The following is a 13,758-nucleotide window of genomic DNA, read 5'->3' as shown; positions in this document are numbered from 1 at the left end:
AAAATGCTCTGTCTGAAGCACTCCTTTTCTTACGGTATGTAAAAAGTGTCTGCCTCAACAGGTTAAATTACATGCAACTTAACATATAAATGCTATTTGTTTTATATATTTGCCTGTTTATTATACCCATAAAAAAGGGCGGTTCTATATTTGAAGAAAACTATTATGAGTGAACAAAACGATATATCAATACTAGAGAAGATAAATTACCCCTCCGATATGAAAAACCTGAGCATCGAAGAGTTGGAAACTCTTTGCTCCGATTTGAGGAATTTTATTATCGACCAACTAAGCAATAATCCGGGGCATTTCGGGTCCAGTCTAGGTACAGTAGAGTTAACCGTAGCCCTCCACTATGTATATAATACCCCATACGACCGCATCGTTTGGGATGTCGGACATCAGGCTTATAGCCATAAAATACTCACAGGGAGAAAAGATAGATTTCATACCAACCGACAGTTTGGCGGCTTAGCCGGATTCCCCAATCCGAAAGAAAGCGAATACGATGCATTTATTGCCGGGCACGCATCCAATTCCATTTCAGCGGCACTGGGTATGGCTGTGGCTTCGGCCCTGAAAAAAGAGGACAGGCACGTTGTAGCAGTTATCGGTGATGGTTCCATGACCGGAGGATTGGCTTTTGAGGCACTGAATAATGCAAATTCTCAGCCTAACGATATACTTATTATCCTTAACGATAATGATATGGCTATCGATGATAATGTGGGTGGGATACGCGATTATCTGGTGAAAATGACGACCTCCCCGGCTTATAACCGTGTGAGGAACGATGTTTATCAGAAATTTAAGAAAGGGAACCTGATCACGGAGAAAGGTAAAAACTTTATCCTCCGCTTTAATAACAGTCTGAAGTCATTGCTGACTAAACAGCATAATCTTTTTGAAGGATTTAATATCCGCTATTTTGGCCCTGTAGACGGACATGATTTGCGTGGTTTGATCCGTATCTTACAAAATATCAAGGATCTGAAAGGCCCTAAGATGTTGCATATACATACTGTAAAAGGTAAGGGTTTCAAACCTGCCGAAGTATCAGCTACTGTATGGCATGCACCCGGGAAGTTTGATAAAGAAACCGGGGAACGGATTATCGTGAAATCGAAAAATCAACCTCAGTTATTCCAGGATGTATTCGGTCATACACTTGTAGAACTGGCGCAGCAGGATGAAAAAATAGTAGGTATTACACCGGCCATGCCGACAGGTTCCTCCATGACGTATATGATGAAGGAGTTTCCCGACAGGGCTTTCGACGTCGGCATTGCCGAAGCACATGCTGTAACTTATTCGGCCGGACTGGCAAAAGAAGGTCTTCTGCCTTTTTGTAATATATACTCTTCTTTTATGCAGCGGGCTTATGATCAGGTGATACACGATGTTGCCTTGCAAAATCTGCATATGGTAATGTGTCTCGACAGAGCCGGTCTGGTAGGAGAAGATGGGCCTACCCATCATGGAGCATTTGATCTTGCATATATGCGTTGTATTCCGAATCTTGTGATTGCCTCGCCATACAATGAGCATTATCTTCGCCATTTGATGTTTACGGCAGCTTATGGTTATGATGGGCCATTCGTCATCCGTTACCCGAGAGGGCAGGGCGTATTATGCGATTGGGAATGTGAGATGGAGAAGCAGGAAATAGGTAAAGGTCGAAAACTGAAAAACGGTAAAGACCTCGCAGTTCTCACGATAGGACCTATAGGGAATGCGGCCAGAGAAGCTATAGCTGTGATAGAAGGTGAGGGATATTCCATTGCCCATTACGATATGATATTCCTGAAACCAATAGATAAAGCATTACTGAAAGAAGTAGCCGAGAACTATGAGAATGTTATGACCATAGAGAATGGCGTCGAAACCGGAGGGTTGGGCAGTGCTGTGCTTGAATATTTTTCGGAGAATAACTATCATAATATAAATGTTACACGTGTAGGTTTGCCTGACGAGTTTGTAACTCATGGTTCAATAAAAGAGTTGAATAAGCTTTGTGAAATAGATGCCCCGGGCTTGGCAAAACGTATGCATGAAACATTAATCCGGTATAATGTCGTACCTCAGCAACATGAGGATATATATAAGTAAGAGAAAGAATTTAATGCAATTTTATTATAACTAACTCTTGTTGTTATAAATAAAAAAGTAACAATTAGCAATCGACGACGCGAAGGCGGGTCAAACAGGTATGAGACTTTAAATAGATAATATGTCTATGAGAATTGTAATCGCAGGAGCAGGAGCAGTGGGTACACATTTGGCAAAACTACTATCGGTAGAAAATCAGGATATTGTACTGATGGATACCGATAAGGATAAGCTCAATTTTTCAAATACAAATTTGGAAATGATGACTATGGCCGGATCATGCACATCACTGAAAGACCTCACAGAAGTGGATGTTGAAGAAGCCGATCTGTTCATAGCGGTCACACCCGATGAGTCTGTGAATATCACTGCCTGTATGCTGGCTTCGAATATGGGAGCAAAGAAAACATTCGCCCGGATAGATAATTATGAATATCTTTTACCAAAAAATAAAGAGTTCTTTGGGAAGCTGGGGGTGAATTCGATGGTCTATCCGGAAATGTTGGCTGCCAAAGAAATTGTTTCAGCACTGAAGCGTCCGTGGGTACGCCAGTGGATAGAACTCTGCGATGGTAATATTATTCTGGCCGGAATTAAAGTCCGGGAGAATTCCGAACTAGTAAATAAGTACCTGTATGAATTGGGACAGGAAAATAAGATATTCCATATTGTAGCCATCAAGCGAAAAAATATTACGATTATCCCGAAGGGGAGTGATCAGGTGCTGGCAGGAGATATCGTATTTTTTACTATCACCAAAGATAATGTTGCCGAATTGCCAAGAATCGCGGGTAAAGCTACCTTTGATGTAAAAAACGTGATGATAATGGGCGGCAGCCGCATCGCGATCCGTACTTGCCAGTATTTGCCCGACTCCACAAATATAAAGCTACTGGAATCAGATAAGGAAAAATCCTATCAGTTGCTGGAAAAACTGCCGAAGAATGTAACCGTCTACCATAACGACGGACGCAATGCCGAATTCCTTTTACAGGAAGGTATAAAAGATATAGATGCCTTTATTGCTGTTACCGGAAATTCCGAAGCCAATATTCTGGCTTGTATGGCAGCAAAACGTTTTGGTGTGAGAAAAACAGTGGCAGAAATAGAGAATATGGATTATATCTCGATGGCTGAAAATCTGGATATCGGCAGTATTATCAACAAGAAGCTTATTACCGTAAGCAATATTTACCGTTTCCTGCTCAGTGCGGATGTATCTAATGTGAAATCTCTGACAGTAGCTAACGCCGATGTAGCTGAAATAATAGCCCGGCCAAATTCACGGATAACCAAGAAAGAAGTAAAAAAAATTATATTGCCCAAGAATGTGACTTTGGGAGGACTGATTCGCAATGGAGAACCAATGATGATTGACGGGGAGACCATGATAGAGCCTTACGACCATGTAGTGGTTTTCTGTCTCGAAGATTCGTTGCGCGAAGCAGAAAAGCTATTCCATTAATCAATATCTAATGAGCAATTTCAATTATCGTTTTGTATTAAAAACTATAGGTTTCTTACTCATCATAGAGTCTCTGTTTATGATGGCCGCAACTGTTGTTTCATACTACTCGCATGAAATAGCAGGCGATGCGATTTTGATAAGTTCAACGATAACTTTCTTTGCGGGCGTATTCCTTCGTCTATCCGGTACCGAGGACTATGTTAAACCGATAGGAAAACGTGAGAGTTTTCTGATGGTAGCCATGTCATGGATTGTTCTTTCTGCCTTTGGTATGCTACCATTCTACTTTAGTGGGGCAATACCGAGCATCAGCAATGCTTATTTCGAAACAATATCCGGTTTTACGGCGACAGGCGCGACGATACTTACCGATATAGAGAGCATGCCCAAAGGCCTGCTTTTTTGGAGAAGTATAACCCAATGGATGGGGGGACTCGGTATCGTTGTATTTGTTGCCACTATTTTACCCATGGGAGGTAATGCTTCAGTGTTGTACGACGCTGAGGTTACAGGGATCGGATATGACCGTTTTCGCCCGCGTATCTCTCAGATAGCCAAGCGGCTATGGATGGTCTATATATTCCTTACAGGTATACTTGTCCTATTGTTGTGGTTGGGGCCGATGAATATATTTGACTCTGTCTGCCACGCTTTCACTACTATCTCTACTGCCGGATTTTCTACTAAACAGGATAGTATCGCTTACTGGAATTCTGCTTATATAGAGTATGTTATTACCATATTTATGTTTATAGGCGGTATTAACTTCCCTCTTATCTATTTCTTTATGAAAGGCGACCCTAAAAAACTCCTCAGGAATGAAGAGTTTAAATGGTATGTCCTTATCATCCTTATCTTTGTATCCATAATCGCTGTGGGGCTATATTCCTCGGGAAAGATAGAAGGTGTGGAAAGAACATTCCGTACATCTCTGTTCCAGGTTGTTTCTATACTTACCACCACCTGTTTTTCGACGGAGAACTTCATGAATTGGGGAGCATTCTATCAGTTTGTAGTAGTAATCTTTATGCTTTTCGGGGCATGTGCCGGTTCCACTGCGGGCGGTATCAAGATAGTGCGTATCATTATCCTTTTCAAGAACTCCATCAATGAATTTAAACGGCAGGTACACCCGAATGCTATACTCCCCATCCGTCTCAACGACCGGGTGATATCCATAGACATTGTCACAAAAGTACTGGCCTTCATATTCCTTTATCTGGGGATACTCATCATCAGTTGCCTGCTCCTGTCTTTGTCGGGTATGGAATTCGAGAATTCACTGGGCGCTGCTATTTCCTGTATAGGAAATGTTGGCGGAGGACTGGCTGAGATAGGGCATAACGGACATTTTTCGGATGTGCCTACAGTTTCTAAGTGGTATCTTTGCTTTCTGATGCTAACAGGCCGTCTGGAACTGTTTACGGTACTTTCTTTATTTATGCCTGCTTTCTGGAGAAGATAATAACCGATTCTATATAAATGAAAAAACACTACACTCTTCTTGCCGCAATATTCTTAGCTTGCACTGCGATTGCACAAGAACAAAAAGTCAGCTTCCTCTTCGCCGGAGATGCCATGCAACATAAAGGACAACTCGATGTAGCGAAGACAAGTGAAGGTTACGACTATTCTCCATACTTCCGGTATGTAACAGATGAAATCAAACATGCAGATATCGCGGTTGTCAATCTGGAAACCACGTTACCCGGTGAAAGATATACGGGTTATCCCCGGTTTGGCTCTCCCGACGAGTACGCATACGCATTGAAAGATGCCGGATTCGATATATTTCTCTTGTCGAACAATCATATTCTGGATAAAGGAAAAAAAGGTTTGGAGCGTACCATTACAATACTTGATTCGATAAAGGTGAAGCACACAGGGGTTTTCGCCAATGAAGAAAAACGGGATTTATACTATCCCCTGATGATGATAAAGAACGGTATCCGTATCGCTATGTTAAACTATACTTATGATACAAACGGATATACTGTAACAAAACCCAATATTGTCAATTATATCGATAAAAAACAGATACTGAAGGATATTGAACAAGCTAAAATAATGAAAGCGGATATCATTATAGCTAACATGCATTGGGGTATCGAATATGTACTGAAACACAATAAAGAGCAAAAAGAACTTGCCGATTTTCTTATCAGTAATGGGGTACGCCTCGTTATCGGCGGCCATCCACATGTGGTGCAACCTATAGATATACAAAAAGAAGGCGATGAGATAAAGAATGTTGTCGTGTATTCGATGGGGAACCTTATTTCTGCCATGAAACCGGTAAATACAACAGGTGGCATGATGGTAAAGATAGATATAAGCAAAGACGGGAATGATCCTGTCAGAATAAACTCCTGTTCGTACTCTCTTGTATGGGTCAATAAATTGATGAAAGACAAGGATACTCCATCCTTTTTCGAACTGCTCCCCGTAGCTTCTTTTGATAATGAGTTGGGGCGAGAGAAACTCGGGGAGGTGTCATTTCTTAAGATGAAGGCTTTTGCGACCAATGCGAAGGATGCAATTGAAAGCCTATGGAAGAAGGACTAGGATTTACGATGTGCTCTGCTGGATCTTAATCGTTTTGATAAAAGTTTATCTATATAGGTACGCTGATAGCCTTTAGCTGTTAGCTTGCGGTTCTTTGATGTATTGATGGCCCCTCCATTGACTACACTTCGTTCCGTCGAACGTTGTTTCTCCTCAAAGGGCAGGGCTGTTAAGTTCTAATTTTTTTAGACCCTCTGTGTCATGTTGAACGAAGTGAAACATCTCGTTTCTCAGGGGCGAGATCCTTTGTTCCACTCAGGATGACAGCAGAAAATAACAGAACAAAGTAGAGAACTTAACAGCCCTGCCCCGAGGGGAGGCTACAGAGAGGGTAAAAGCTAATTGTTAATTATTCATTCTTAATTCTTAATTGTTTTCCGTGTTACCTTTTAACTACATATAGTTAATGAAAGTGAAATCGATAAAATCAAACAAAGTAAAAACTGTCAGATGTGTCAGGTTTTAACACTGTATAGTTAATAAATGTAAATTTAAATAATGGTTATTGCTGCCAATTTTCGTGTGTTTACAGTGCCAATTTGCTATAAACATAATAATTATTCGATAAAAAATTCGGATATTTGTATCTCAAAATACACAAAAATGAAGGAAAAACTATTTATTTACCAGGTACTTCCCAGACTATTCGGAAATAATAAAGACATAAACAAAGAGAACGGTACGCTGGAAGAAAATGGAACAGGCAAATTTTCCGCCTTCGACAACAAGGCTCTGAAAGAGATAAAAAAAATGGGATTTACCCATATCTGGTACACAGGGATATTGGAGCATGCTTCCAAAACAGATTATTCTGCACATGGCATATCTAAAGATAATCCGGACGTAATAAAAGGTAATGCAGGATCGCCTTATGCAATACGCGACTATTATGATGTCTCGCCCGATCTGGCCGATGTGGTTGAAGACAGAATAGCTGAGTTTGAAGGGTTGGTGGACAGAACTCACAAGAACGGCATGAAAGTGATAATAGATTTTGTACCAAATCATGTTGCGCGCCAATATCATTCAGATGCCAAACCCCGTAAAGTGAAAGACTTTGGAGAGGATGACGATCCCACAATTGCATTCGACCCCGATAATAATTTTTATTATATACCAAATCAAAAACTGGAATTGCAGTTTCCTGTTCAGCAGGGCGATGGCGCTTACGTGGAATATCCGGCAAAAGCGACAGGAAATAATTGTTTTACAAATAAACCCGGAATCAATGATTGGTATGAAACCGTAAAACTCAATTACGGAGTGGATTATAATCATGGTAAAACCAATTGTTTTATGCCTGTTCCTGATACATGGCTAAAGATGCAGGATATACTACTGTATTGGACGTCGAAAGGTGTTGATGGATTTCGCTGCGATATGGCAGAAATGGTACCGGTAGAGTTCTGGAACTGGGTTATTCCTAAGGTCAAGGCAAAAAACAAATCACTTATTTTCATTGCAGAGGTATATGATCCTGCGCAATATCACAATTATGTGCACTGGGGATTATTCGATTATCTGTATGACAAAGTCGATCTGTATGACACCCTTCGCGATGTTATATGCGGATATAAGCCGGCCTCTGAAATTACTTTTTGCTGGCAACGTATCGGGGACTTACAGTCAAAGATGCTAAATTTCCTAGAAAACCACGACGAGCAGCGTATAGCCTCCGATTTTTTTGCCGGCGATGCATTCAAAGCTATACCGGGTATGATTACCGCAGCCACTATGCACACCAATCCGGTGATGATATATTTTGGGCAGGAATTGGGCGAGCGTGGTATGGACAAAGAAGGTTTCAGCGGGCTTGACGGGCGAACTACCATTTTCGATTACTGGTCGGTAGATTCTGTGCGGAAATGGAGGAGTAATGGTTCCTTTGGCAACGGAAATCTGACACAGGAACAAGTGAAGCTGCGCAAGTTTTATGTCCAGTTAATACAAATAGCGAAAGAGGAAAGCATCACTTCGGGCAAGTTCTTCGACCTGATGTATCATAATTATGAAAATCCGGAATTTGATTCCTCAAAACAATATGCGTTTCTTCGTTCCGGCAAAAAAGAATTTATACTCGTAGTTGCTAATTTTGCTCCATATGCGTCAGAAATATCAGTGCATATTCCGTCAGAGGCATTCGACTATATGGGTATTGAACCGCAGAGGATAAAGAATGCAAAGGAGCTATTCTCAAAGAAGAATATACCACTAAGTTCCCGCTGGGATAAGGCCTTATATATTAATATGGAGTCCTACTCGGGGAAGATAATTAAGTTCACTGTCGGACAATAGTTCCCTGTTCAGGCTGTATGGATATCTTTCTGAATGCTATTTTGAAATAGATCTTTATATATTTCTTACCGGTGTAACGATTAGCTAAAGAGAATAAGTGCTTGAAAGTGCCGGGAAAAAGATGAGGGAGAAGTATAAAGATTTTATAAGATACGATTTCGGTAAAATTAAAGCAGTTACTACTCGTTAGAGTGATTTGTTTTTGCTAATTTTACGGCTTATTACAAAAACAATAACCTATATTTATCTAAAGATTAACGAAACAATGGAAAGTAGTGTACCTTTCAAAATTTTTTCGGGAACAAAGTCCCGTTATTTAGCTGAAAAAATTTGTACAAGTTTAGGATGTCCTCTTGGTAAAATGAACATCGAGCGCTTCGCTGACGGCGAATTTTCTGTCTCTTATGAGGAGTCGATCAGAGGTTGTCAGGTATTTCTTGTACAATCTACATTTCCGTCTTCGGATAATCTTATGGAGCTTTTATTGATGATAGATGCAGCAAAAAGAGCTTCTGCACATTCTATTATTGCGGTTATCCCTTATTTTGGGTGGGCCAGACAAGACCGCAAAGACAAGCCCCGTGTATCTATAGGAGCCAAACTTATTGCAGATATGCTTGCTGCATCAGGTATAAGTCGGCTGATAACCATGGATTTGCATGCAGATCAGATTCAGGGATTTTTCAATGTTCCGGTCGACCATTTATATGCTTCAGCTATATTTGTTGATTATATTAAGTCACTGGATTGTGAAAACCTTGTTATTGCTACTCCTGATGTAGGCGGTACTAAGCGTGCCAGTTCGTATGCTAAATATTTCGGTATGCCTATGGTTATTTGTTACAAGCTGCGCAAAAAAGCAAATGAAATATCAGAAATGCAGATTATCGGAGATGTTGCAGGTATGGATGTCTTACTTGTGGACGATATTGTGGATACAGCAGGAACGATAACCAAAGCTGCGGATATTATGATGGCCAGCGGAGCGCGCTCGGTACGCGCTATTGCCAGTCATGCGGTGATGTCAGACCCTGCTTCGGAGCGTGTAGACCAGTCCGGACTTACCGAAATGGTATTTACCGATAGTATTCCTTATTCTAAGAAGTGCGAAAAAGTTGTTATCTTATCGGTCGCCGACGTCTTTGCTAATGCTATACGACGTGTGCTATCGAACGAATCTATCAGTTCCTTATATGTGTTATAATCGCTTTAAGGCTGATTAATAAATCTTAAAAGAAAGAGAGATTAGCTAATCTCTCTTTTTGTTTGCCCTAAAATTCGGATAGCAAATTTGTATATATCATCAAATAAAGATACTTTTGCAACTTACAATAAAATTGTTTTACAAAATACAATAATGAAAGTTCATCACGAAGGACGCGGCGTTTTAACAACATACCTTATCATATTGGTTCTGCTAAATGGAGCTTTGTGGTATTTTTTTCATCATTCCGTTCTATCTTATCTTGTGGGAGGGGTATCTCTCGTTCTCTTCCTTATTGTGTTAAACTTTTATAGAAGTCCATACCGGCGGTTTGCCGGAAATACGGATGATATCATTGTTGCTTCGGCAGATGGAAAGATTGTAGCTATAGAAGAAGTATACGAAAGTGAGTATTTTAAAGATAAGCGAATAATTGTTTCCATTTTCATGTCACCGTTCAATGTTCATGCGAATTGGTATCCGATAAATGGGAAAGTACTGATGTCTAAACACCATGACGGCCGTTTTATGGCTGCTTATTTGCCAAAATCGAGTACGGAGAATGAACGTTCGACCGTTGTTATGGAAACCGAGGACGGCCGTTATCAGATACTTTTGCGCCAGGTTGCAGGAGCTATGGCCCGTCGTATTGTAACATATGCACAGGTAGGAGAAACTGCCCATATTGATGAGCATCTAGGTTTCATTAAATTAGGTTCCCGGGTGGATGTATATCTTCCTTTAGGGACCGAAATATTAGTAGAAATGGACCAGAAGGTGACAGGAAACCAAACTGTTATCGCTAAATTCAAATAATAAAATGAAAAGACATATCCCGAATGTATTTACTTCCTTTAATTTATTTTCCGGTTGTATCGCCACAGTGATGGCTTTTCAGGGAGAATACACATGGGTTGTTGTATGGGTTATAATAGCTGCTTTCTTTGACTTCTGTGACGGTTTCTCGGCCCGCTTACTGAAAGCATACTCTCCTATGGGAAAGGAGTTGGATTCACTGGCCGATATGGTTAGCTTCGGTGTGGCGCCAAGCATGGCTGTATTCCACTTCTTATCGGAGAATACTATTCGTATTTCTCAAAATTCGGTTATTATAGAATATCTGCCATATATGGCTTTTTTACTGGCTGTTTTTTCCGGGTTGAGGTTAGCAAAGTTTAATATAGACAAACGCCAGTCAGACTCTTTTATAGGTCTGAATACACCTGCGAATGCCATGTTCTGGGTAAGTTTCTGTTATGGACTCACACACGATGCGCCAATGATCACACCTTTGTTAATGTATACCGTTTTGGCAGCTATATTGGTTTTCTCATCACTGATGGTCTCCGAGATCCCTATGTTTTCTCTGAAAGTAAAGAGCATAAAGTTTAAAGGAAACGAATATCGGTACTTTCTGATCGTGTTTATGATCGCTTTGGTCGCTTATATTGGAATATTGGGGATTGCCGGAGGGATATTGCTATATATAGCTATGTCAATCATTAACAGCCGGAAACAAGCGGAATGAGGCTGTGGTATTTATTTTAGATATATTTTTTATCGTATTTTTTGTTCAAAAGTTTGCTGTTTTCAGCAAAAAGCAGTAATATTGCAACCGATTTCGGGATAACCGCCGAAAATCAGGTCCTATAGCTCAGTTGGTTAGAGCATCTGACTCATAATCAGGGGGTCCCTGGTTCAAGCCCAGGTGGGACCACACAGAAAATGAAAGACTTGCAGTAAAATGTAGGTCTTTTTTTATTGCCTGAATTTTGATGAATTTACTAGGTTTTGAGAGAGAAATGTAAACCTCACTGTAAACCCTTTCCTGACTCTATTAAACGATTCATTACTCCCGCTTAATCGCCTTCCTAAATCCCTCCGTTGTACTTAAAAATCCCCATAATAATTGTTATACTTTTATTAGATTCATTTAGAAATAGAGCTTGCTAAAAGAAAAGATTATTAAAAAAGCAGCAGCTTTAAAATATTATCGGCCGCTAAAACGTCTGTAATAATAAGCACGATTTAATAATTTACACAGGATATGATTAAGACCATTGCAATAATAACAGATCAAGGAACACCCGGGAAGGAGATAAAAGAAGATATGCAAGTAAATGTATTCCGGCTTGAGAATGATAAAGTATCGGGTTATGAAAGTATAAAACTGAAAAGCGGTGACAGTCGTAGTTTTTCAAAGTTGATGAAAATAAAGGAGATAAGCTTGGTTTATATCGATTCTATGGGCAATGAGCTAAAACGTCTGTTGCAGATATTAGATATACATGTAAAATGTAAAGAAGAATGGGAAGGAGACGAGTTTATCCGAAAATTCGTTTTTAATATATAATTCTATCAAACGAAAGGGAAAGTCTGTTTTTTTAACAATCTGACTTCATTGGGGATGATTCTATATTAGAATTTCATCTTCCCAATGAAGTCAGATTTATTATATTATTTATTATTTACTTTAAGTTATAAACTACTGTTAGAACAGAGTTCGGTGTTACAAAAATAGAATTACCTGTGTCTTTTACACTTTCTTCTTCCAAATCCTGAGTCTGGCTGGTAGTATATGTTTTTATCGATTCTATTTCCGCATTTGCCAGCTTGGCTCTCACGTCATACCGGTTTGCAGATAAATTAGTGTACACTGCCACCACTTTCTTTCCATCTGGCGAAACATATGCACTTCCGAATAGTTCTTTTGATGTGTTCTTCATCTCAAGTTCTACACGTTTATAGTCAGGACGTATAAACAAGCTATAGTTACCAAGCACCCATAATGTTTTGGTTGCGGCATGAGTTCCGCTTTGGGTAATATCGCCATAATCGCCTCCGGCAGGGGTCACTTTTATCAATAAAAATCTGTTCTTATGGCTCCAGCGTTCCAGATCGATACTTGTCCAGTAAGACCATGAGGAAACATTGGCATATACAAGGTCGCAATGGATAACCTTCGACATATACAGGGCTATATCCATATATGAAGCATTGTCGAATCCAACAAACTCACTGCTGCTGTATCCGTCGCCAAGCATGCTCCATTCAGTCTGATAAACTTTCAGTCCGGCAGCGGCGGCTTTTGTTCCAACCGTAGTTCTTACATCTACCAGGTTGTCCCAATTTCCATCGGTCCAATAACTATGACCGGCAACTATCGGTGCTACATGCTTCAAGTCTCCGACATAACTGGAAGATGCATTGTCGAACAAATTATATATCACATTTTTTCTTCCGTTATCACCATCGGTTTCATACAAATAATTCCAAGCGGCGGCTTCTGCCAATAATATCTTTGTATTAAGCCCTTTGTTCTCTATGGCATTGTCAAGTTCTACAGAAAGTTTCTTAATTTCACTGTTTTGCCAGCCTGAACCTTCCTGTCCGCTTTCCCAGTTGTATTGAGGTTCGTTTACCGGACTTATATAATCAAAGTCGATTCCCTTATTAGTCTTGAAATAATCTATTGCAGAAGCAATATAATTGGCAAAGTCGTCATAAGCATCGTCTTTCAGATTTGAATATGCTCCGGATGCAGAAAATCCTTTTCCATTACGGGTAAGATATACCGGAGGAGTATTGCTGAACATTACAAACTGTTCGCAACCATAACTCTTTGCTTTTTCGAGGAAGTATTGTTGTCCGGCTTGCTTTGTCCAGTCTAACGTTCCATCAGTCGGGTTCATGAAAGATTCTGCCCGTCTGGTAACTTCTTCTATTCCACTGGCTGCGCCCTGTTGTGCAGTACCTCCTCCCAGATTGAAACGCCATCCGGACAGTCCGATACCATCCGGCTTGCCGCCTGTAATATTATTAGAGAATAATAATTTAGCAATATCCTCTTTCTCGGTTTCAGTCCAATAAGTACCGATATAGTTAGGCGCCCAGCAATCGGAGGCCGCGAAACTTTCGATGGTCTGATATGTTGTACTGAGCGATATGGAGACATTTTCATTGCCTTCTTCTGTTTCTTCACCTGCTCCGGTATCCGGCGCAATGGTTGGGGTGGGATCATCATTACATGAAATGCATGATAGAAACAGGCACATAAATAAAAACAGCTTTATAATCTTCATGATGTCATTAATTAATAAATTAAATATGTAATAGT

At 40.2% G+C, this 13,758-nt stretch carries 10 protein-coding genes and 1 tRNA gene; 10 read left to right on the top strand and 1 reads right to left on the bottom strand.

Annotation, left to right across the window (positions count from 1 at the left end; genetic code table 11):
- Positions 1-165 precede the first annotated feature (165 nt).
- From dxs to QZL88_RS08410, 10 genes are all read left to right on the top strand, one after another.
- Positions 166-2,109, top strand: a complete 1,944-nt coding sequence (gene dxs, locus QZL88_RS08455; protein ID WP_296940065.1) for a 1-deoxy-D-xylulose-5-phosphate synthase — start codon at positions 166-168, stop codon at positions 2,107-2,109.
- Between the two features lie 127 nt (positions 2,110-2,236).
- The gene (gene trkA, locus QZL88_RS08450; protein WP_296940063.1) at positions 2,237-3,574 is read left to right on the top strand and encodes a Trk system potassium transporter TrkA; all 1,338 of its coding nucleotides are present in this window, start codon (positions 2,237-2,239) and stop codon (positions 3,572-3,574) included.
- Between the two features lie 10 nt (positions 3,575-3,584).
- Positions 3,585-5,042 (top strand): TrkH family potassium uptake protein, encoded by a 1,458-nt coding sequence (locus QZL88_RS08445; protein WP_296940061.1) that lies wholly within the window; start codon positions 3,585-3,587, stop codon positions 5,040-5,042.
- A gap of 17 nt (positions 5,043-5,059) precedes the next feature.
- Complete coding sequence (locus QZL88_RS08440; protein ID WP_296940059.1) at positions 5,060-6,142, top strand: CapA family protein; 1,083 nt, start codon at positions 5,060-5,062, stop codon at positions 6,140-6,142.
- A gap of 603 nt (positions 6,143-6,745) precedes the next feature.
- A complete protein-coding gene (locus QZL88_RS08435; RefSeq protein ID WP_296940056.1) occupies positions 6,746-8,437 on the top strand; it encodes an alpha-amylase family glycosyl hydrolase in 1,692 nt (563 codons plus the stop codon).
- A gap of 265 nt (positions 8,438-8,702) precedes the next feature.
- Complete coding sequence (locus tag QZL88_RS08430; protein ID WP_296940055.1) at positions 8,703-9,641, top strand: ribose-phosphate pyrophosphokinase; 939 nt, start codon at positions 8,703-8,705, stop codon at positions 9,639-9,641.
- A 153-nt stretch (positions 9,642-9,794) separates the two neighbouring features.
- Positions 9,795-10,457, top strand: coding sequence for a phosphatidylserine decarboxylase family protein (locus QZL88_RS08425; protein WP_296940054.1), 663 nt, complete (start codon positions 9,795-9,797; stop codon positions 10,455-10,457).
- A gap of 4 nt (positions 10,458-10,461) precedes the next feature.
- Positions 10,462-11,169, top strand: coding sequence for a CDP-alcohol phosphatidyltransferase family protein (locus QZL88_RS08420; protein WP_296940053.1), 708 nt, complete (start codon positions 10,462-10,464; stop codon positions 11,167-11,169).
- A gap of 115 nt (positions 11,170-11,284) precedes the next feature.
- Positions 11,285-11,358 (top strand) — tRNA-Ile (locus tag QZL88_RS08415).
- A gap of 330 nt (positions 11,359-11,688) precedes the next feature.
- Positions 11,689-11,994, top strand: a complete 306-nt coding sequence (locus QZL88_RS08410; RefSeq protein ID WP_296940051.1) for a hypothetical protein — start codon at positions 11,689-11,691, stop codon at positions 11,992-11,994.
- Between the two features lie 115 nt (positions 11,995-12,109).
- On the opposite strand, the gene QZL88_RS08405 is transcribed toward QZL88_RS08410, so the two are convergent.
- Positions 12,110-13,723 (bottom strand): glycoside hydrolase, encoded by a 1,614-nt coding sequence (locus QZL88_RS08405; RefSeq protein ID WP_296940048.1) that lies wholly within the window; start codon positions 13,721-13,723, stop codon positions 12,110-12,112.
- Positions 13,724-13,758 lie beyond the last annotated feature (35 nt).

Source organism: uncultured Dysgonomonas sp., from assembly GCF_900079725.1.
GTDB lineage: Bacteria > Bacteroidota > Bacteroidia > Bacteroidales > Dysgonomonadaceae > Dysgonomonas.
Note: the sequence above shows the minus strand (reverse complement) of the source record. Positions and strands in the feature narration are given on the sequence as shown.